Annotated in this window: 16 protein-coding genes; 14 read left to right on the plus strand and 2 right to left on the minus strand. The window is 41.6% G+C overall.

Going from position 1 to position 18,803, the window contains the following annotated elements:
- Positions 1-1,422 precede the first annotated feature (1,422 nt).
- From N8A86_RS07980 to N8A86_RS07990, 3 genes are all read left to right on the plus strand, one after another.
- Positions 1,423-3,120, plus strand: coding sequence for an amidohydrolase family protein (locus tag N8A86_RS07980; RefSeq protein WP_273568559.1), 1,698 nt, complete (start codon positions 1,423-1,425; stop codon positions 3,118-3,120).
- Between the two features lie 118 nt (positions 3,121-3,238).
- Positions 3,239-3,631: a hypothetical protein gene (locus N8A86_RS07985; protein WP_273568560.1), complete on the plus strand. Its 393-nt coding sequence runs from the start codon at positions 3,239-3,241 to the stop codon at positions 3,629-3,631.
- Positions 3,628-4,521: an alpha/beta hydrolase family protein gene (locus N8A86_RS07990; protein ID WP_273568561.1), complete on the plus strand. Its 894-nt coding sequence runs from the start codon at positions 3,628-3,630 to the stop codon at positions 4,519-4,521. Before N8A86_RS07985 ends, N8A86_RS07990 begins: the two co-directional genes overlap by 4 nt.
- 12 nt (positions 4,522-4,533) lie before the next feature.
- On the opposite strand, the gene N8A86_RS07995 is transcribed toward N8A86_RS07990, so the two are convergent.
- A complete protein-coding gene (locus N8A86_RS07995; RefSeq protein ID WP_273568562.1) occupies positions 4,534-5,379 on the minus strand; it encodes a universal stress protein in 846 nt (281 codons plus the stop codon).
- A 143-nt stretch (positions 5,380-5,522) separates the two neighbouring features.
- Between N8A86_RS07995 and N8A86_RS08000 the strand changes: the two genes are divergently transcribed.
- On the plus strand, positions 5,523-6,629 hold the full coding sequence (locus N8A86_RS08000; protein ID WP_273568563.1) for a DUF6920 family protein: 1,107 nt from the start codon (positions 5,523-5,525) through the stop codon (positions 6,627-6,629).
- 1 nt (position 6,630) lies between these two features.
- Here the strand turns inward: N8A86_RS08000 and N8A86_RS08005 are convergent, their stop codons facing one another.
- Entirely contained in the window at positions 6,631-7,362 is a 732-nt protein-coding gene (locus N8A86_RS08005) for a sulfite exporter TauE/SafE family protein (protein ID WP_273568564.1), read from the minus strand.
- Between the two features lie 343 nt (positions 7,363-7,705).
- Between N8A86_RS08005 and N8A86_RS08010 the strand changes: the two genes are divergently transcribed.
- The 10 genes from N8A86_RS08010 to N8A86_RS08055 all read left to right on the plus strand — a co-directional run bounded on the left by N8A86_RS08010 (position 7,706) and on the right by N8A86_RS08055 (position 18,793).
- A complete protein-coding gene (locus N8A86_RS08010) occupies positions 7,706-9,091 on the plus strand; it encodes a tryptophanase (RefSeq protein WP_273568565.1) in 1,386 nt (461 codons plus the stop codon).
- Between the two features lie 9 nt (positions 9,092-9,100).
- Positions 9,101-10,249, plus strand: coding sequence for an iron-containing alcohol dehydrogenase (locus N8A86_RS08015; RefSeq protein WP_273568566.1), 1,149 nt, complete (start codon positions 9,101-9,103; stop codon positions 10,247-10,249).
- A 9-nt stretch (positions 10,250-10,258) separates the two neighbouring features.
- The gene (locus N8A86_RS08020) at positions 10,259-10,963 is read left to right on the plus strand and encodes a ribulose-phosphate 3-epimerase (protein ID WP_273568567.1); all 705 of its coding nucleotides are present in this window, start codon (positions 10,259-10,261) and stop codon (positions 10,961-10,963) included.
- Positions 10,964-10,967: 4 nt separating this feature from the next.
- Entirely contained in the window at positions 10,968-11,393 is a 426-nt protein-coding gene (locus N8A86_RS08025; protein WP_273568568.1) for a PTS sugar transporter subunit IIA, read from the plus strand.
- A gap of 12 nt (positions 11,394-11,405) precedes the next feature.
- Positions 11,406-12,464 carry a PTS fructose transporter subunit IIC gene (locus N8A86_RS08030; RefSeq protein WP_273568569.1) on the plus strand — a complete coding sequence of 353 codons (1,059 nt, stop codon included), beginning with the start codon at positions 11,406-11,408 and terminating at the stop codon, positions 12,462-12,464.
- Between the two features lie 16 nt (positions 12,465-12,480).
- The gene (locus N8A86_RS08035; RefSeq protein ID WP_273568570.1) at positions 12,481-12,789 is read left to right on the plus strand and encodes a PTS fructose transporter subunit IIB; all 309 of its coding nucleotides are present in this window, start codon (positions 12,481-12,483) and stop codon (positions 12,787-12,789) included.
- Between the two features lie 5 nt (positions 12,790-12,794).
- Positions 12,795-13,058: an HPr family phosphocarrier protein gene (locus N8A86_RS08040; protein WP_273568571.1), complete on the plus strand. Its 264-nt coding sequence runs from the start codon at positions 12,795-12,797 to the stop codon at positions 13,056-13,058.
- A gap of 22 nt (positions 13,059-13,080) precedes the next feature.
- On the plus strand, positions 13,081-14,691 hold the full coding sequence (ptsP, locus tag N8A86_RS08045; RefSeq protein ID WP_273569046.1) for a phosphoenolpyruvate--protein phosphotransferase: 1,611 nt from the start codon (positions 13,081-13,083) through the stop codon (positions 14,689-14,691).
- Between the two features lie 112 nt (positions 14,692-14,803).
- Positions 14,804-17,860 (plus strand): DUF6797 domain-containing protein, encoded by a 3,057-nt coding sequence (locus N8A86_RS08050; RefSeq protein ID WP_273568572.1) that lies wholly within the window; start codon positions 14,804-14,806, stop codon positions 17,858-17,860.
- Positions 17,861-18,073: 213 nt separating this feature from the next.
- A complete protein-coding gene (locus N8A86_RS08055) occupies positions 18,074-18,793 on the plus strand; it encodes a hypothetical protein (protein ID WP_273568573.1) in 720 nt (239 codons plus the stop codon).
- The last annotated feature ends 10 nt before the right edge of the window (positions 18,794-18,803 follow it).

The raw sequence follows: 18,803 nt of genomic DNA on the forward strand, positions 1-18,803 counted from the left end.
TTATAAAAAATATTCCGATTCCTGTTATAGTTAAACCCTATAAAAAAACCGCCGAGACTAACGCTTATCAACGAGTTTTGAAAATCATATCGATTACCGGTTGTAGGGTATTCAGAAAGGCTACCTATAAGACCCAATTCCAAGAAAACATATGCCAGTCCGAAAATTAGCCAAATGACCCCGAAAGGGAGAATCTGCCTAAAGTACCGTTTGTATTTTGGGTGTAGCATTGACTTATAAATGTAAGGAATAAATTTTCTGGACTGTATGCCCAAGCAAGAACACCATATGACCAGTGATTCATTTTATACTCCTGTCATAGGAACAATTGAAACTCGCGAACCTCTCCAAGAAAACTCCCGCTGCACTACCCGAGCAAAACTCAACTGAAACTAACCCGTAATTACTGATCAATACCTCCTATTCTATGAAACTCATTCAAAAAAATAACCCGTTACTGTAACTATTAGAAAAAAGCGAAATCCTTAGTGTGAAGTAACGAAAAAATTAAAATTAAATGTAACACTTTAATTATCAGTATATTAAAATCTACTTCTATTTTTCTTAAAACTCACAAATGTTAAATATTACATAATATAGTACCTTTTTATACATAGTACTGTAACAAAATGAATCTAGCGTCGTCTATAAGGTGTAATTCAATTTTAAAACAACAATATAAACATAATAAAAACTAGAAATTATGAAAGCAACTAACAGCAGAACAGCAACAGAATCAAAAACAGGACAGTACTTCTCAACCTTTAGTAGCAGCAAAAGAGCGCAATGGGCACAGTACAGAAATTTCAACAGATAGTCTGAATCAAAAAAACAACAATCATCAATCTATTAAAAACAAAGAAATCATGAAAGCATCATTCAACAATACAGCAACAGAATCAAAAACAGGACAGTACTTTTCATCTTTTAGCAACAGCAAAAGAGCCCAATGGGCACAGTACAGGAACTTTAATCGCTAATCACGATTTGTAACAACACATCAATCAATAAAACATCAGTCATGATAACTTTCATCAATCAATCATCAATGGAATCTAGAAGGCTAACATTTCTTTCTAATCAAGAGGATAGCAAAAGAATCCGTTGGTCAGTACCAAAAGATCTGCTCTAGCAGAAACTTAAACACATGTCAAAGGGGATGGACCTTCATCAAAGTCCATCCCTTTTTTTTACTTGTAGCTTATTTGTCCTTTGATGGGTGCTATAACCATAAATAAAAGCACCAATTAATGGTGCAAACATTGAGTTCAAAACGATGTAAAACCGAAAACAGGATTCCTTAACTTTTAGCAAGTAATTCGTCAAAGCAAAAAAATCGTGAAAGAACTTGTAAAAAACATCAACAAACCAATTCTTGAAACTAATTACAATCCTATTTTTTAATGATTAAATAAGAACAAAATGGAACATTTAGCCGCAATAGATATTTCTTATTACAAGTATAGGAGCTCTACTATGCAACTTTGGATTTTTTTGAGTTGTCTTGGTTTATCAAAAAATAAAAATGCCCAAAGAGGCCCAATCGACGGATCACTTACCGAAAGAATTATAAAGACAATCGTAATACTAATTGTCATTCTAAGTTCTTTACACCTTAAAGCACAAGAAAATCAAAGCAAGACGCTAATATCAAACATCACTATTATTTCGGCAAATACTGATAGCATAAAAACTCAAGTAGGTTATGTATCGATCAAGGGCGAAAAAATTGTTTCCATAGGGGATAAAAAACCGGAAGGAATAGGAAATTATATTGAATTAGACGGAACGGGGAAGTATCTCATTCCCGGTTTGATAGATTCACATGTTCATCTTGCCAACACCGCCGGACTTAACGGACCACTTAAAAAGAAGTATCCTGAATTGGTCGAGCTTTATTACAATCAGTTACCTAAAAGCTATCTCTATTTTGGGTTTACAACCCTGATCGATGTGAACAATTACTGGCCTGAACGGATTAATAAAATTCTTAAGGTAGAAATACGTCCTGACATATACACCTGCGGCGAGCAAGTTACCGTGATGGATGATTTTAATATGGAAATGGAAGGGTATTCACAAGGGCAGCGATATGCGTCCAATTTTTTGAATGACAACTATAATGCAAATAGCATTTTACCTGACTCCATTCAAGCGAGCGAACATACGCCTCAGAAAATCGTGGCAAAAATCAGGGAACAGCAAGGTATTTGCGCAAAATTGGTCTATGAAGACGAAGCATCAGGTTTGGCGGTCAGCTGGGAAAAACCAACTGCCTCTATTTTGCGCGATTTGATATTGGAAGCCCAAAGGTTCAATATGCCCTTGGTATTGCACGCACCTTCCTTAGAGGGGCATAAAATAGGGTTGGAAACGGGTGTTCAAATTTTTGCCCATGGGATGTGGAACTGGAGCGATGACCCAAATCAGTTCAACAACCCCGATATAGGGGACGAACATAAAAGAGTACTTCTTGAAATCGCTGAAAAGCAAATTCCCTATCAACTTACTTTTAGAACAATAACGGGAGAGAAAGATCTGGTTACGATGGATTTTCTAGAGGATAAAAACTTAGAACACGTATTTCCCAAACAAATGCTAGACTTGCTCAATACAGAAGAAGGACAATGGGGAAAGCGGAAAATTTTTGGGAGGACCGCTTTTCTAGAAAAAACAAACCCTCCATTTTACAAAGCATTAAAAGCCGATTTTACCGATGACCAAAAAATGTGGGAACATGTGTTTAAAATCTATAAGCATCGTTTAAGCACGGTCGCTAGATTTTTAGGGGAGAACGACGCCAATCTTATTTTAGGTACTGACTCCCCGGCCATGAATATGTATACCAATCCGCCGGGGTATAATGGAATTTTGGAAATGAGGCATTGGGCGGATACTGGCATTCCGCTGGGGAAAATTTTCAGAGCGGCCACATTTAACAACGCCCAAGCATTTCATCTGGAACACCTCTATGGGTGTGTGGAGAAGGGTAGCATCGCCAATTTACTTATTTTGAATTCCAATCCTTTGAAAACGGTCGAGGCCTATAATGACATCGAAAAGATCATTTTACGAGGGAGAGTGATTGATAGAAAACATTTTTCGGCTGTAAAAAATTAATATGTAAACTCCCTAATTAGAACCACTTTTTTCAGTCTTTTTAAAAGTAGCATTACAATCCTGAATCAAATAATCTTTTTAGTAACGCCTATCCTAATGGTAATTAAAATTTAAGAAAATGAAAAAATATGCACTTTTATTCATTATGGTCATGATTGTCAACAGTTGTGCGCAACAGCAAGCAAAGGAAATTGGAAAGGAAGGAATTTACAGCGGCATTTTCAGTCATGGTAATTTTTCGGGTGCCATATCCTTCGAAATCGTAAAAGATTCCACCGACTGGAAGGTATTCTTTACAAGTCTCGAACAGAATGCGTTTCAGATACCGGCAAGAAATGTTCAAATAAGCGGCGATTCAATACATTTTATGTTGCAAAGCGATCGCTACACCTATAACTTCAAAAACAAATGGACCGATAATTATGCCGGATTGTCAGGATCATTGGAAGTCGATACCCTACTAACAACTTATTCTTTAAAAGAGAAGCTAGAAGCGAAGAAGAAAGTTTGAAATCCGAAGAAATCGTATTTCAATCAAACGGGCTGAATATTGGTGGAACCATACGAAAACCCTCTAAATCCAATTCAAATGCCATTGTATTTCTCACTTCCTCCGGAGGTGGTGATCGCAGCGGTTCAAGAGCAGAAGCCCTTTATTTTGCGAACAAAGGATATGTTACTTTTCATTATGACAAACGTGGGACAGGAACCTCTGAAGGTAATTGGCAGGCCGCAACCATGGAAGAACTTTTGTCCGATGATGTGAATGCCATTGCCTATTTTTCAGAACAAATCGGAATTCCATTATCCAAAATTGGCATAAAAGGAAGTAGTCAAGGTGCAACCAAAGTTCCATATATTCTTAATGAGTTACAAGAATTGAGATATGGTATTGCTGTCAGTTGTCCGGGCAGTACATTATTGGAAAGCGACCTGAACGCTTGGAAGAACAATAATCCCGACATAAGTGAAGAAGGGGTGGAATTGCAAAGAAAAGTTTTTAAACATATCGCCGGGGACCTAAATAGGATTGAATTGAAGAAGTCAATCGAGTTGGAAAAATCCAAACCATGGTTTCAAAAAATATGGATTCCGAATCTTGACGAAGTTCAGGTAGACAAAAAATTGTTATACAGTCCGATGCCTTATTTTCCGAAAACCAAACAACCTATTTTGGTCATTCAAGGAACTTTGGACGAAATCATTCCCGAAAAAAGCCATGAGCTAATTTCAACCGCTTTGGAAGAAGCTGGTAACGAAAATTATAAAATTGTACAATTGACGGATGCCAATCATTCCATGTACCATGTCGGGCAGACCGATTTTCCATATTGGGCAAAACTACATAGCACTTATTTGAAAACTATAGAAGAATGGATATATAGTATTTCCAATACATAAATTAACCACTGTTTATAAATTCGCCTTATTAAAACTCAACAACGGAATAGAAATATGTGATTCCATGTGCTTCACAAGGTCTTTGTGGAATAACTTTTTAAAGAACGGCCCCTCATGTTTCCGCTCCATCATGACGAGCATGTCTGCATCATGCAGTTCCACAAAGGCTCGCAGGCCATGGTAAATCGTATTGGCCAAAAACGTGTGGAAATGAATGCCGGAATAATTCACTTTTTTCCGTACCATCGCTTCGAACCCCTCTAATTGTTCCTTACCAACGTATTCATCTATCGTTGGTATATGCACTACCCGAATCTTCGCTTTAAAGGGTTTTGCCAACTCTACTAGCTTTTTAATGGCAAAAATATCGGCCTCCTCAAAATCAGTGGCGTAAATTATCGTTTGTAATTTTCGAAAACGCAACGTATTTGGCACGATCAAAAGCGCACAACCGACTTTTTTCATCAATTTCTTTGCGATGTTCCCAGTAAACAATCCACGTTGTGTGTGCTCATCTTTCATTCCTACTAGTACCAAATCAGGGTTCAAATCCCTTGTTTTCTCCAGAATTCCATCACTTACTGCTGCATGTTCATGAACCTTTATTTCAACACGGTCACGTACCGATTCGTCTTTCAAATGCTTCACACAATAGTTTAGAACCGTGTCTCTTTTTTCGATGTTTAGCCTTTCCTTGATTTGTTTCGCCGACCGAATCGTAGCAACGGTAACAGGAGGAACCGAATATATATGTAGTACGATTAAATTAGCCTTCAAACCATTACTCAATTTATAGGCATATCGCAATGTGTAGACCTCGTGTTTAGAAAGGTCGGTAGCATAGAGCACTGTTTTCATCTTTATACAGGTTTTGATTTTTAATGTATGCGTACCAACAATAAACTACAATGACCAAGGTCATCTGGCCGCATATGGATATGATTCTTGTCATTTTTTCGAAAATTGTTGCCCCTTATTTTTGCGTCAGCATTATAGCAACCATGAGAATAGTCTTCATTATCCTTTTGCTTTTACATGCCTTCATACATCTCATGGGGTTTTTTAAGGCGTTTGAACTGTTGAAAATCGAACAGTTATCACAAAGCATTTCAAGACCAATAGGCCTTCTTTGGTTGTTTACGGCTATTCTGTTTATTTGCTCCGCTCTGGCCTATCTGCTTAAAAAAGATATTTGGTTTCTTATGGCTATTACCGCCGTTGTTTTATCCCAAATTTTAATCGTTCTTTTTTGGAAGGATGCAAAATTCGGAACCCTAGCGAATCTCATCATCCTATTGGTGGGTATTACGGCTTATGGGCATTTCAAGTTTAAGAACAAGGTTAAAACGGAAGCCTCGGAGTTGTTAGAAAGTGCCCTCCTTGAAAATCCATCGTTCATCACTAAAAAGGATATTGAACATCTTCCGCGAATCGTTCAAAAATGGATGGAACATTCCAGAGCACTTGGAAAACCTAGGACAACATCCGTCCGTCTAAGACAAAAAGGCGAAATGAAGACCAAACCTGATGGAAATTGGATGCCGTTTTCCGCGGAACAATATTTTAACACCCGAAACCCCTCCTTTGTCTGGATTACAAAAGTCGATGCCATGCCCTTGATTTATATGGATGGGAGGGACAAGCTCAAAAAGGGCCAAGGCGAAATGCTTATTAAACTATTATCATGGTTTCCAGTGGTCGATGAAGGAAAAAATGAAAAGATAAACTCAGGAAGTATGCAAAGGTATCTTGCCGAAATGTGCTGGTTTCCGAGTGCGGCAACCGAAAACTATGTCTCTTGGGAAACCATCGGAAAGCATTCGGCCAAGGCAATCATGACCATTGACGGGAAGCAAGTTTCCGGCATTTTTACATTTTCAGAAGAAGGTGATTTTGTTTCTTTTGAGACACAACGTTATTTTGGAGGCGGGGAAGCTGCCAAACTAGAAATATGGTTTATCGAAGCTAAGGATTACAAGGTTTTCAACGGAATAAAAATTCCTCATAAATGCAAGGTCACATGGAAATTGAAGGAAGGCGACTTCAATTGGCTAAACCTAGAAATTACCGATCTGGAATACAATCACACCGAACTTTGGCAAAAGTAATTTACCACATTTCTGAAACAATACTGGCAACACCGATTCCCAATATCAAAAAAAGCACAAAGTTTCGAAACTGCTCTTGGGTAATCTTGTCTAATATTTTTTTACCAATCCAGGTACCCAAAATACTGACCACCAAAAGGATGGGCACCAAATACAAATGCTCTTTGTGCATATAGCCATTAAAGTAGTAGATTACTGACCTACTAAGGTCGACTCCCAAATCAATAACGGCGGAGGTGGCGATGAACTTGTTCTTGTCCATTTTAAAAGCGGCCAAGGTAATCCCGCGAATGGCTCCCCCAGTGCCTAAGATTCCAGCGCTTAATCCTGAAAGTGAACCTCCGATCATCGCATTTTTTGTGTTCGGGTTGACGACCAAACTTTTAAATATCAGAAAGGCCAGACTTAAAATTATTAGAAAGGCCCCCAACAAATAGGTCAAAATCGTAGAATCCAAAAACTTGCTCAGCCAAGCCCCGACAGAAACGAAAATCACGGCGGGAATCCCCAAGGTCAACACGATTTTCTTATCGAATCCCTTTTTGAAAATGGCAATCTTTGAAACGTTGCTTGCCAAGTGAAAAAGCGCAGTAATGCCTAATACGGATTGAAAATCAAGAAAAAAATTGGCAATCGGCACAAAATAGACCGAAGACCCAAAACCTCCAACGGTTCCCAAAATCTCGGCCAGTATGGCCAAAATCACAAAAATAGGGAGGTAACGTTCTAGCATTTGCTCTTAAACTTTCAATTCACAAAGTTAGACTTGCGACATCAAGACTCAAATGATTATTATCACCCATGTATTTGTCTATTTATAACCCCTAAAGAAATTTCTTTTTCAGCACCTGCATGCAAATAAAAAATGCCAAGACTACCCTTATCGCTATTTCTCGAAAGTAAAATCAACTGAGTTGCTTTTGTATTGTACCACCCTTACGATTAGTTTAAAATATTTATTCTTACAAAGGTCGTATTAACAAGTTTTGTTACATTTACGATACCTTGTCTTTATGGCAATAATTTGGCAAAAACAGTGTCAGATAAACCAATTTCTAAACAAAAACCCGACTTTAATGAAATTTTTGAATGCCGAACCCTTTCGTATCAAAGTTGTAGAACCAATTAAGAAATCTACAAGAGCAGAACGAGAAAAATGGATAGAAGAAGCCTACTACAATGTTTTTAAATTACGGGCGGAAAATGTTTATATAGACATGCTCACGGATAGCGGAACCACAGCAATGAGTTCAAATCAATGGGCCGGCATGATGAGGGGCGATGAGTCTTATGCCGGGGCCAAAAGCTTTTTCACCTTCGAAAAAGCGGCACAAGATATATTGGGATTTCCTTATGTGCAACCTACCCATCAAGGCCGTGCGGCCGACTTTATCATGTCACAACTCTATGCTAAAAACGGGGGATACATTCCCGGGAACCTACATTTTGATAGCTTCAAGGGGCATGCCGAGTTGGCTGGGTCGATACCCATTGACCTGATTATCGAAGAAGGGAGAACCGCCAATACGATTGAACATCCTTTTAAAGGGAATATGGATGTTGAAAAACTCCAAGCCATTATTGACGAAAAAGGAAAAGAAAATATCCCATTGATCATCATGACCGTTACTTGTAACGGGAATGGCGGACAGCCCGTTTCTATGGCTAATATTCGCGAAGTATCGGCCATTGCCAAAAAATATGAAATTCCTTTTATGATCGATGCGGCACGCTTTGCCGAGAATTGCTATTTCATCAAAAAGAGGGAAGCCGGTTATGAGAACAAGACCGTTAAAGAAATTTCGCTTGAAATGTTCTCGTACGCTGACGGATGTGTCATGAGTTCCAAAAAGGACGGCATGGTCAACATCGGCGGATTTATTTGTACGCGCCATGAAGAATTGGTGCCCATGATAAATCTATTGGCCATTGTGAATGAAGGTTTCATTACCTACGGAGGTCAAAGTGGAAGAGATTTGGAGGCCTTGGCCATTGGACTTGACGAAGGCACCGAAGAGGATTATCTTGAATACCGAATCGAGCAGGTAAAATATTTAGGGGATGAATTGCATAAAAAAGGAATCCCGATTATAAAACCGACAGGAGGTCACGGAGTTTATATCGACGCCAAGAAATTCTATCCCCATATTCCGCAAAGTGAATTTCCGGGGCAGGCCTTGGTCGTCGAACTCTACAAAACCGGAGGGGTACGTGGGGTGGAATTAGGGTCGTGTGCCTTTTCCAAAAAAGACCCTGAAACTGGAGAAATCCATTATCCCGAATTGGATCTTGTACGGCTTTCCATATCGCGACGAGTCTATACGAACCGACATATGGATGTTGTTGTCAATTCACTGGCCGATGTGTATGAACGAAGGGATGAAATGAAAGGGCTTCGTCTGACCTATGAAGGTCCGATTTTAAGCCTACGCCATTTTACGGCAAAGTTTGAACTTGTTTAAAATCAGATTATGAATAGCTTTAATTTTTTTATGCCTTCGCAAATACGATTTGGCGCAGGTAGAATCAATGAGCTTGCAGCCATTTCCTCAGGGTTGGGAAGCAAATGCTTAATGGTCTCAAGACCGATAAATGGTTCACAAAAAGAAACGTACAAAAGAATCAACACCATTTTGGCCGAGGCCGGAGTTACCGTATTTCATTTTGATGAAATCGTACCCAACCCTACGACCGAAGGTGTCGAAAACGGAATCAAAAAAGCAGTTGAACACCAGGTCGATTTTGTATTGGGTGTGGGAGGCGGTTCTGTAATGGACAGCGCTAAACTTATTGCATTTTTCTATAACAAGGACGCAAAATTAAACTGGGATGAAGCCATCGAAAGATACTCGAACCCATTTGCAGTTGGCAAAAGTCCAGGCGAGGCGTTGCCTTTCGTAGCCGTCTCCACGACTTCCGGCACAGGGTCACAATCTACCCAAGCCGCAGTAGTAACCGATACGGCGAACAAGAATAAGGTGACCATTTTTCATTCGGGACTTTTCCCATCCGTATCCATCATCGACCCCGAACTTATGCTTTCCGTGCCCGCTCATGTGACTGCAGCTACCGGGTTTGATGCCTTTACCCATGCCTTTGAAAGTTATCTGGGGAATATGACTTCCCCATTGACCGAGACCATGTCGCTTCAGGCCATCAAAATCGTCTTTGATTATTTGCCGAAAGCGATTGAAAATCCTGCGGATATTGAAGCCCGTACCCAATTGGCGTGGGCCGATACTTTGGCCGGAATGTGTCTTGCGAACGGAGGTGCACAACTCCCTCATCCGCTCGGCGAAATCATCGGGGGAATCTGTCCGAGAGTACCACATGGCGAAACCTTGGCCATTGTGTATCCCGAATTTTTAAAATATAAGGAGCCCTTGGCACAAGAAAAGTTTGATCGGGTCGCGCGATATATCAATTCGGAAAATGATAACAGGTCACTACCTGAACGAATTATTGACTTGCTCGAAACTGTAAAGCTATCCGAAGCGCTCCAACGAACAAAGCTAACGAAGGAGGAATACGAAGAAATCACAAACCATCCGCTTTTGAATCTATTGCAGCCCGACAACGCGGATCAAATTAAAAACATGATGGCCAATAGTTTGGCTTAAAACGCAATTATGAAAAAAATCAAAATAGCAGCCGGCCTCGCCCACGTCGATTATGGTCATTTGGCGGATATTGTCAAGGAAGCCTCTGAAGCAGGTGCGGATTATATCCATTCGGATGCCGCCGATATGCACGATCTTAAGAACATGCAGTTGATGGGCGGCCATCAGGTCATTGAAGGCATTCGGCCCTATACTGATAAGCCCATTGAATGCCATATCTATACCGAGACCTGTGATTTGCTCTTTATCGAAAAGCTGGCCGAGGTCGGTACGAATATGTTGATCCTGCCAGCGGAACATTTTATCGGGGCGCCTTTGGCATATATTATCAATTGGTGCCGGGAGCGAAAAATGAAATTCGGATTGACAATCGGACTGTACACTCCGCTTTCTTTTGTTGAAGAATCGATCTATGACATTGACCGTTTGCACATTGTTGTGCATGGGGTCGATGAGACCGATGGAAAGGATAATTGGGGCTGGAGAAAATCTTGCCTTGATCTCTTGCGAAGGGCCAGGAAAATGGTCGATGAGAAAAATCCGGATTGTGAGATCGCCATCGACGGAGGTATCCGGGCGGATAATTTGGATAAACTGATTGCCTGCGACCCCGATGTAGTTATTCTTTCTTCCGCAATCTTTAAAGACCCGGATGGTATCACTGCCGGAATACAAAAATGTCGGGCCGCTATTGATGCCGCCCAGAAAAAATAATGGTATGATTCCGGAAGTTATCCTTGACCTGAAAGCCAAAAACAAAGAAGAAGCCATTGAAGAACTGGCCCAGGTTCTTTTTGAAAGTGGTAAAATCAATGATAGGGAAGGTTATGTGAAGGATATCATGAACCGTGAAAAAATATTATCTACGTACTGCGGAAGCAATATTGCGATTCCGCATAGCGTATCCGAAGTTGTGAATAAGGCCTCTTTCGCTTTCGGAAGATCACAGGGCCTTACCTGGGACGAAGATGACGATTTGGTCAACTTTGTCATTATACTCGCCATACCTCAACTTAAGGAAGGCGAGGATACCGTACATATTGAAATGATGTCGGCCATTGCCGAACTTGCTTTGGACGATGATATTCGGAAACTATGGGAAGACGCAACCACCGAGCAAGACATCATACATACCTTCAACTAAAGACCACCACTTATGAAATTCTGGGAAGAAACCAAGACCATCTTTAAAAATACAGGGCTCCATTTTCGAACCGGAGTATCCTATATGCTGCCCGTAATCCTTATAGGTGGGGTGGCCGGAAGCTTGGCTGTTCTTGGTGGCACCGAAATTGCAGATGGTACCGTTTGGAAAATCCTAAAGGATATTGGCGAAATCGGACTCCACTATTTTGTGCCTGTAATGGCGGCCTATACTGCATACAGTATTTGTGACACACCAGGTATTGCCCCAGGATTTATAGTCGGCATCTTGGCGCAGCAAATCGACACGGGGTATTTGGGTGCGCTCCTAGGAGGAATATTGGTGGGGTACGTGACCCATATGTTGCTAAAGGTTCAACTGTCAAGTATGCTACAGAGCACTTGGGGCTTTATGGCACCCGTCTTTAGTACGATTATCGTGGGCTTATTTTTGTTTTATTTGGTAGGCCCTCCGATAGCGGCACTCATGATTTTCTTGACCGATTTCTTGACCAATCTTGGCGAAGGGGGATCCGGTATTTTAGGAGCCGTAATGGGCTTTCTCGGAGGTATTGATTATGGCGGTCCTTTTAGTAAAACTCAAAGTACATTTGCCACTGCGGTAATGGATATCGACTTGTTCGTTCCGCTAGGTATTTGTGGGGCCATAGTTACCGTGCCACCTTTGGGCATGTGCTTGGCCACTTTTCTCAAGCCGAAACTATATACCAAGACCGAGAAAGAGTACGCCAAGAGTTCTTGGTTGTATTCAATAATTGGTGGATTCACGGAGATTGTAATCCCATTGGCCGCGGGCGATTTATGGAGGGTAACCGTTGCTACCGCCCTAGGGTCAACCGTCGCAGGGGTTATTGCCGGATATTTCTTGTTGGAATTGAGTACCCCCGTTTTGGGCGTAGCGCAATGGTTTTTCTATAACAAACCCTTAATTTTTGTACTTTCAGTGGTAGTAGGTTCCATTACCGTGGCCTTGGTGGCCAATCTACTTAAGGGTATCAGTAAAAGGGATATTGCCCAACTCGAACGCGAGGAGGAGGAAGAAATGGATTAACACAAAACAGAACACTATGAAAATAGCATTGGTAACAGCTTGTCTTGCGGGTGTCGCACACAGCAAAATGGCAGCGATGGCGCTTAAAAAGGAAGCCAAAAAAAGAGGCCACGAAATTGTGGTGGAAGAACAGGGCGGACATAAAGTTCCTGTAAAATTATCGCAAGAACAGATCGATGCCGCCGATGTGGTCATCATTGCAAAAATGATAAAGATATCGGGAGAATCTCGATTTGAAGGGAAGCCGATTGTCGATGTGAGTGTAAACAAAGCGGTCAGAAATCCCGTTTCGATAATGGATCAGGCCGAGGAACTTTTAAAATAACCTTCATGGTCAAAAATACGGTAACGGTCACTGATGAAATAGGCTTTCATGCTAGAACGGCATCCTTGTTCGCAAAAAAAGCGGGGAGCTTTGCTAGCACTGTTCAAGTCACATACAACGATAAAACGATCAATGGCAAGAGTATGCTGGCCATTATGACTCTCGGGGTAAAGAGCAATGCCACTGTTGAGGTATCGGCAGACGGCGAGGATGAATCGGAAGCCTTGCAAGCCCTGATCGAATTCGTGCAGAACAACTTTAATAGCTAATATTATTCTTATCTTAAAAGGAATACCGGCATCCCCGGGCTTCGCCCATGGTAGCGCGTTCTTGATCGAGAACGCAGCACCGCTCATCGTTCATAAAAAAGTTGTCGAAAATCCCGATTTGGAAATCGAAACCTTTAAGAAAGCACTGGTAGCTATAAAGGTTCAAATTGCCGGGGTTAAAGAAAAGATGGCCGAACGGCTTTCGGCAAATGAGCTTGAAATCTATGACGCCCATATTTCGATTTTAGAAGATCCCGAATTGATCGATAAGTCCATCGAAATCATAGCTGCTGAGCATACCAATGCCGATTTTGCCCTACATGCCGTCGCAAAGGAATTCATGGAATTGTTGGAGCAGCTGCACGACGAATACCTTAGCGCCCGGGCAAAAGACATCGACGAGGTCTCAACTGCCGTAATACGACATCTTCAAGGAAAATCAGATTTACATTTGAACCTTTCGAAGCCCGTAATCATCATTGCGGACAAAATTTCGACACATCAGATCTCAACAATTGATACACAATTCGTACTCGGAGTAGTTACAGCTCAAGGAGGTGCTACCGATCATTCTTCCATATTATACAATGCCATGGGAATTCCGGCGATCGTAGGCTTGGGCGATAGGCTTTTTTCCGTGTTGAAAAACGATACGGTGCTTCTTGATGCGGAAGTCGGAAAGATTGAGGTAAATCCAGATAATGAAATATTCAAGGCATTTCAAAAGCGATATGAAATATACCGTTTGGAAGAAGAAGAAAATCTTGAAAACAGCCATTTGCCCGCCCGAACATTATCCGGAAAGCAATTAAAGGTCTACGCCAATATCGGGGATGCCAAAGATGCCAAAGATGCCCAACTCAAAGGGGCCGATGGTGTCGGTTTATTACGTACCGAATTCTGCTTTTTGGAAAGAACTTCGTTGCCCACCGAAGAAGAACAATACGAAATGTACAAGGCGATGCTGGATGAACTTCCCGACAAAGAGATTGTTGTTCGTCTTATGGATATAGGTTCCGATAAAAAGGTCTCCTATATCGAAATGGAGGAAGAAGAGAATCCAGCTATGGGCATACGTGCCTTGCGTTTAGGTTTCAAACATTACGATGCGCTCCTCAAACCGCAAATACGGGCCTTGTTGCGGTTGTCGGCTTCCTATGATCTTCAATTTTTACTCCCTATGATTGCCACACCTCAAGATTTGCAAGCCGTAAAGAATGTCATTCAGAAAGAAACTTCGGAATTGGAATCCGATGGAATTGAAATCAAAAAATCCATCCCCTTGGGCATCATGGTCGAAATACCGAATGTCGCCTTGCTCCCTGAGTTGTTTGTAGACGATGTCGATTTTTTCTCTTTCGGCACCAATGACCTGGCGCAATACATGATGGCGGCGGACCGAACGAATACCTCTGTTTCGGAATATCTTCCCGAGGCCGTACCCGGCATTCTGAAGCTTTTGGAAAATGTGGTTCGAGTTGCGCACGCCAAAGGCAAGTGGGTCGGCATATGTGGGGGACTGGCGGCAGACATCAACTTAACGGAAACCTTTATTAATATAGGTGTTGATGAATTGAGCATGCCCGCATCCGTGATACCCAAAATGAAGGCTTTTATCAGAAAATTGGAATAGCTAATTTTATGTAGGGCCGTTCTTTACAAGTTCTCAGCAGGGTAAAGTTCTATTAAATGCATTCGTATGCAAAAGGAATTCTCGAAATAAAAGGTATTTTTAAAGGATAAGTATGAAGACCATGCCTAAATTGAGTAGCATTTTAAGATTACTACTAGTCGCCTCAAGTCTCGTTTTTCTTGGATGCACGCCAACCAATATTGAAGGATCTTGGGACTTTGAAGTTTCTTGGGACGAAGACAATTCTTCCTATGGAGTTTTAAAAATCATCAATGAAAATGGTAATCATTCAGCGATTTTGAATTCCTTTCAGATGGGAAAGCTTGAATTACAAAATCTTGCCGTTTCGGGCAGTTCGATTTCTGGTGATTTTGAAAAATGGGGCGATACTTTTGTGCTGGAAGGAAACTTTAGCGGAGATTCGTTCAAGGGAAATTTAAAAAACGAAGATGAAACCCATTCCTTAACTGCCCAAAGACAATCGGAAGACCTGGCAGTAATCGATCGCTCGGAAATCAAATATGTCTTGTCTGACAATGATCTTGAAGAGACCGAACTCAATATCGACCATGCGAAGTTAATAGAAGATTCAGGCCAAGAGTCTTTTCAAAGAGGTGAACGGATCTATAACTCGAATTGTATCAATTGCCACGGTAATCCGGAAATCGAGGGGTCTATTCCACTTTCCTTGAAATTTTGGGAGCAACCCTTTAAGGCGGGCAACGATCCTTATTCCATGTATGAGAGTATTAGTCGTGGCTATGCAACAATGCCCCCTCAATTGACATTAACTCCTCGAGAAAAATATGATGTCATCACCTATATCAGGGAAGCATATGTTCGAGAGAACAATCCCGATCAATATTTTAATGCTTCCGTTGGGTACTTGGCAGGTCTGCCGGAAGGCACTTCAAAAGGCCCTGAACCAAGGCCGTATCATCCTTGGTCGGATCAAGACTATGGCAATTTTTTCATCAATACCTATGAATTGGTGGATGCCGAAACCGGACCTGAACGTTACCACTCGCCTGGCCCGACACCATATGCCGATGAAGATTATTCGAAAAATAATTTTGCTTACAAAGGCATCGCCGTTCGTCTGGATAAAGGCGAAGGAGGCGTTGCTAAAGGAAAGGCATGGATGATCTTTGACCATGATGTCATGCGCGTTGCAGGAGGTTGGACGGGCGAGGGCTTTATCGATTGGGATGCCATTCTGCTTAACGACCGTCATGAAACCTATCCTCGTACAATCGGGAAACTTCATTTTGAAACTCCGGTCGGGCCAGGGTGGGCCAATCCTAAAACGGGAGATTTTAAAGACCCCAGATTCACGGCTCGGGATGGTAGAAAATTCGGCCCTTTGCCAAAGGAATGGGCTGATTACAAAGGCCTATACCATCATGGTAACGATATCATCATTTCGTATTCAGTGGGCGCTGCCGAAATTCTCGAACAATTGGGAAGGGAAGAAAGTGACGACCAAATCGTATTTACCAGAACACTGAATATCAGCCCTTCCTCTTCTTTGTTGAAGTTAAGAGTGGCCAAGGATAATATCAATGTCCGAATTTCAGGAAATGGCGCCACCCTTTCAAAAGAAGATGGCTATGTAATGATGACCGTGCAGCAATCACAAGCGGCCAAAATCAAACTTTTTATTGCAAACGCCACTGTCGATTTAGATGTTTTGGCAAAATCATCCGCTGCTCCGAAGTCGTTAAAACAATATACCAAAGGTGGACCAGCACATTATCCCGAGGAAATAAGCAGTGTTATTACAAAAGGGTCTGACGAAAACCTCTTCGCAGTGGATCAACTGAGTCCGCCCTATGACAATCCATGGAATTGCCGCATGAAATTGAGCGGCATCGATTTTATGAAAGATGGCAACAAAGCAGTGGCCTGCACGACCGACGGCGATGTTTGGTTGATTACCGGGTTGACCGATGGCGGCAACTCCCTAAAATGGAAACGAATCGGGGCGGGCTTATTCCAACCCTTGGGAATAAAAGTGGTCGATGAACAGATTTTCGTAACCTGCCGCGACCAGCTTGTTCGTCTTCGCGATTTTAACGGGGATGATGAAACCGATTTTTATGAAAGCTTCAACCATGACCATCAAGTAACAGATCATTTTCATGAATTTGCAATGGGCCTTCAAGCCGATGAGAAAGGAAATCTATATTACGCCAAGAGTGGGAGACATGCTCGGGAGGCTTTGATTCCACAGCATGGCACATTGATAAAGGTCAGCAAAGATGGTTCGGAATCAGAAATTATAGCCAAAGGATTTCGTGCCGCAAACGGCGTTTGCCTAAATCCCGATGGCAGTTTTTTGGTAACCGATCAACAAGGCTATTGGAACCCTATGAATCGCATCAACTGGATCGAAACGGATGGAGAAGCAAAATTTTATGGAAATATGTGGGGGTATAATCCGCCTAAAGATTCTACTCGGCTTGCCATGGAGCAACCCATGGTTTGGGTCGATATGGAATTCGACCGATCTCCTTCTGAATTATTATGGGTAGATAGTGAAAAATGGGGTCCTTTGGACGGTAGTCTTTTGAGCTTTTCCTACGGATATGGCAAAATTCAATTGGTCCTCAATGAGGAAGTTGAAGGTCAAAGACAAGGCGGAGTCATCGATATTCCGGGAATGAAATTCTATACCGGGGTCATGCGTGGCCGATTTCATCCTGATGACCAACACTTGTATTTATGCGGCATGGAAGCCTGGAGCACTTCGCAGAATATGCGGACCGGAGATCTATACCGTATTCGCTACACGGGCAAGACCATCCCGATGCCAATAGTATTGAACACGCTTGAAAACGGCATACAATTGACGTTTGCCTCAAAATTGGAAGCTGAAAGCGCTTCTACTATTTCAAATTACGAAGTGAAAACATGGGATTTAATCCGAAGTAGCAAATACGGTTCCGACAGGCACAATGTAAAAACCTTGAAAATTTCCGAAGCAAGACTGACCAAAGACGGTAAAGGGATAACACTGCTCACAGATGAAATAACACCTGTTGATGTGATGACCATAAGTTATGATATACTCGACGAATCAGGAGCGCCGTTAAAAGGCACCGTTCAGAACACCATTCATGTTTTGGGAAAAGATAAGTCCAGTAAAAAGTCCATAGCTATGGACTAAAATACCTATTGCCAAAAACCCTTCTGGCCCCCTGATATTTACTACAGTTTCGACAATCATTTTTTTGCCAAATTTTTTGAGCTTCTCCCAAAATATGTTATCAAAGATCCCGTTATAGTATAGTACCCTCTTAAATACTCCCTATTTGGAATTTTTACTTCAAAATCACTTTTAGAAGCATTTTCTAAAAACCATTAGACCAACACATCTAATATGGGGGCCAAACCATCGTACAACACATCGTGGAACATCGTGTATGCTTACCTAAAGGACCCAGGTAATGCCGAAAAACACAAGAACTTTTATCATGCCGTAGAACCGTTGATCAAACATTGGTTGTTACGATTTGAGCTAAAGGATGATCTCGAGGGCCATGCCCGAAGTATTTTTTCAGACCTCTATCTCAAAGAACAAAAAAGATACAAGGTCGGGAAGCTATCTACCGAAAAGTGTACCGCTCAAATTACCACCTATTATTTTCCGGTTATCAAGAATCTGTGTTTCGATTATGCGGGTGTGCTGAATCACAAAATGAAATATACTTCGGAGATTCTCCTTTCCGAAAGTGAATCGGAACCCGGTGTATTTGAAACCTTGTGGGGCGAACACAAGAATACGGTACTATCGGAAATGAGCCGTAGCGTTCAAGACTATATAGAGCTATCGAATTTCGAACAAAAGAAAAAGGAAGTCTTGCGGAAGCGTTTTATTGAAGGGTCAAAATTCCCGGATATTTTTATGGGTGTCGAAAAGAACGAATTTGAGGCGCAACGAAAATGGGCCTGTAGGCAAGGAAAGAAAATTGCGTTGAAAATCGCAAAGCACATACTTCCAGGAATCATCGATTGTTATCGAATTCCCATCAGCAAAAAAATAGATCCGAAAATTATTGAAAAGTATTTGTTGGGACTTCGGACTAAATTGGCTATTTGATTAACTGGAG

The organism is Maribacter halichondriae (genome assembly GCF_027474825.1).
Taxonomy (GTDB): Bacteria; Bacteroidota; Bacteroidia; order Flavobacteriales; family Flavobacteriaceae; genus Meishania; species Meishania halichondriae.